Consider the following 3,040-nt stretch of genomic DNA (forward strand, 5'->3'; position numbering starts at 1 on the left):
GGTGACACGGGCGTGTGCGTGCGTGCGGCCGGAAGCCCGGCGGGACGCTACTTCTTGTTGCGGCGCTGGTGGCGCGTCTTGCGAAGGAGCTTGCGGTGCTTCTTCTTCGACATGCGCTTGCGACGCTTCTTGATGACGGAACCCACGGAACCTACCTCGGATAGACGATGGTGCTACGGCGTCCAGTGCGTGCTGGACGCGACAGACAGCGACCTATCCTACCGTGCCGGACCGGCGGTCGTCATCCTGGGCCGCATCGAGGTCGTGCAGGCCAGCCTGCTCCATGAAGGTCTCGACCGCGGCCGCGGGGACGCGGAACGAGCGGCCGAAGCGCACGGCGGGCATGTCGCCGGCGTGGACCCAGCGGTAGACGGTCATCCGCGACACCCGCAGCATGTCGGCCACCTCGGCGACCGTGAGGAACGTGGTGCGCGAAGCGCCGTTGTCAGCCATGCCAGTACCGTCTCCCTCATTGTGCGTGTCGGCATGTCTATCGGCCGGCCGCTTCCCCAACTGTAGTGGCAGAAGTGACAGTTGTGAAGAGTGGGAAACCTGCCGATGATGGAGAGAAGGAGCGCATACGCGCGCCCGGACCAGGCCTGCCCAGGGCCTGAGCGCCACGCGAGTTGAGGAGTCGGATGGCCACGCTGCGAGGGGTGCGCGCCTCCATCGGCGACTGGGTGGACCATGCAGTGGTCCGCTCGCCGGCCCGCCTCGCGATGGGCACGTTCGCCGCCGTGATCCTCATCTTCACGGGCCTGCTGTCCCTGCCGGCGGCCACGGCCTCGGGCGTGCGCGCGAGCTTCGCGGATGCGCTCTTCACCGCCGTCTCGGCCGTCTGCGTGACCGGCCTCACGGTCCAGGACACCGGGATCTACTGGAGCGGGTTCGGCCAGGCCGTCATCCTGTCGGGCATCAAGGTGGGCGGCCTGGGGATCATGACCATCGCCTCGCTGCTGGGACTCGCGGTGTCGCGGCGTCTGGGCCTCACCCAGCGCATCCTCGCGGCCGACGAGTCCCGGGCGACCGGTCTGGGCGACGTGCGCGACCTGCTGCGCACCATCATTCTCGTGTCCTCGGTGGTCGAGATCCTGCTGATGCTGGTGCTGTTCCCGCGGTTCGTGCTCGACGGCCTCGGCGTCGGGACCTCCGCGTGGCACTCGGTCTTCTACTCCGTGAGCGCGTTCAACAACGCAGGCTTCGTGCCCAACGCCGGAGGCCTGGTCGAGTACGCCGGCGACTTCTGGGTGCGCATCCCCATCGCGCTCGGCGTCTTCATCGGAGCCTTGGGATTCCCGGTCTACATGACCCTCATCAAGCGCTGGCGCCACCCGCGCGAGTGGAACCTCCACACCAAGATCACCCTCGTCATGGTGGGACTGCTCAGTCTGGTGTCCGCCGTCCTGCTGGGCATCTTCGAGTGGAACAACCCGGCCTCGCTGGGCAACGAGCCCACCCCCACGAAGCTGCTGACGGTCGCCTTCGCCTCCGTCAACCAGCGCTCGGGCGGCTTCGCAGCGATCAGCCATGAGGGCATGTACGAGCACACCTGGCTGCTCGAGAACGTGCTGATGTTCATCGGCGGCGGGTCGGGCTCGACGGCCGGCGGCATTCGCGTCACCACGCTCGCCGTGCTGCTGCTCGCGATCTGGGCGGAGGCGCGCGGTCGGCGCGACATCGAGGCGTTCGGCAAGCGCATCGGCACCGAGGTGCTGCGCGCCGCCGTCGCGGTCACGCTCGTCTCGCTGTTCATGGTGATCGTGGGCACCGGCGCCGTCCTCGCCCAGACGGCACACCTCGGATGGCGGCTCGATCAGGTGCTGTTCGAAGTAGTCTCGGCGTATGCGACGTGCGGACTGTCGGTGTTCTCGGCCGAGCAGATCGAGATCATGCCGGACATCACCAAGCACACCCTCTCGCTCCTCATGTTCGTGGGCCGCGTGGGCTCGGTCACCGTGGCGGCGGCGCTGGCGCTGAATCGTCAGCGACGCGTCATCCGCTACCCGTCAGAAAGGCCGATCATTGGCTAACAGCTCCGCCTCCGGCGTCCTCGTCATCGGCCTCGGCCGCTTCGGATCCTCGCTCGCCAACTCGCTCGAGGGGATGGATCAGGAGGTGCTCGCGATCGAGCGCGACCCCGTGCTGGTCGAGCGCTACTCCAAGCTGTTCCCCTGCGTCGAGGCGGACGCAACGGACCCCCTCTCGCTCGAGCAGGCCGGCGTCAAGGACTTCTCTGCCGCAGTCGTGGGCGTGGGAACCTCCCTCGAGGCGTCCGTGCTGATCACGGTGAACCTCGTGGACGCGCAGATGCCCGAGATCTGGGCCAAAGCGGTGTCCGACGAGCACGCGAAGATCCTCAAGCGCATCGGCGCCCATCACGTGGTGCTGCCGGAGTCCGAGTCGGGCTACCGGGTCGCCCACCAGGTGGGCGAGCGCATGCTCGACTACATCGAGATCGACGAGTCCTTCTCGATCGTCAAGATGCGCCCGCCCAAGGAGACCCACAACTTCTCGCTCGCGGACCTCCAGCTGCGCGACAAGTACGGCGTCCAGGTGATCGGCATCATGTCGCCCGAGGGCGAGTTCGAGTACGGGCGCAAGTCCTCGGTGGTCCACCCCGACGACATCCTGGTCATCGGCGGCGACGAGGAGCTCGTGATGCGCTTCGCGAACCGGCCCTAGGTTCTCGCCCGCTCAGATCTCGAGCACGCCGCGCGTCACGGACTCTCCGCTGTGCGTGGGGTCGCCGTCGAGCGGCTCGACCGAGATGTCCACGATCGGGAAGGCCCCGGGGTCGAAGCCCGCGGGGAGCACGAACTCGGTGCGCTCGCCCGTGAGGTGGCCCAGGCTGACCATGCCCTCGATGTTCTGATCGATCAGCCACACCTCGAGGTAGGCGTCGTCCAGGTCGACGAAGGGCGTCTCGACCACCAGCACGGCGCTGCCGTCGTCGCGCGTCTCGATGACCGCGCTGCCCGCGGCGGTCTCCGTGACGAGGTCGGTCAACGGCGCCTCGGCGCCCACATCGAGGTCTCCCTCC

At 67.9% G+C, this 3,040-nt stretch carries 5 protein-coding genes; 2 read left to right on the forward strand and 3 right to left on the reverse strand.

From position 1 onward, the window contains the following. Positions 1–47 precede the first annotated feature (47 nt). Positions 48–146: a 30S ribosomal protein bS22 gene (locus tag QZ483_RS13290; protein WP_005504750.1), complete on the reverse strand. Its 99-nt coding sequence runs from the start codon at positions 144–146 to the stop codon at positions 48–50. A 67-nt stretch (positions 147–213) separates the two neighbouring features. Then, positions 214–453: a helix-turn-helix domain-containing protein gene (locus QZ483_RS13295; protein ID WP_297084814.1), complete on the reverse strand. Its 240-nt coding sequence runs from the start codon at positions 451–453 to the stop codon at positions 214–216. A 185-nt stretch (positions 454–638) separates the two neighbouring features. On the opposite strand from QZ483_RS13295, the gene QZ483_RS13300 reads away from it, so the two are divergent. Next, positions 639–2,030 (forward strand): TrkH family potassium uptake protein, encoded by a 1,392-nt coding sequence (locus tag QZ483_RS13300; RefSeq protein ID WP_297084816.1) that lies wholly within the window; start codon positions 639–641, stop codon positions 2,028–2,030. Continuing rightward, positions 2,023–2,682 (forward strand): TrkA family potassium uptake protein, encoded by a 660-nt coding sequence (locus QZ483_RS13305; protein ID WP_297084818.1) that lies wholly within the window; start codon positions 2,023–2,025, stop codon positions 2,680–2,682. The genes QZ483_RS13300 and QZ483_RS13305 overlap by 8 nt, the downstream gene beginning before the upstream one ends. Positions 2,683–2,694: 12 nt before the next feature. On the opposite strand, the gene QZ483_RS13310 is transcribed toward QZ483_RS13305, so the two are convergent. Next, positions 2,695–3,040, reverse strand: a 346-nt coding sequence (locus QZ483_RS13310; RefSeq protein ID WP_297084820.1) for an anti-sigma factor, incomplete at its 5' end; no start/stop codon positions are given.

It is taken from the genome of uncultured Demequina sp. (genome assembly GCF_913055775.1).
Lineage (GTDB): Bacteria > Actinomycetota > Actinomycetes > Actinomycetales > Demequinaceae > Demequina.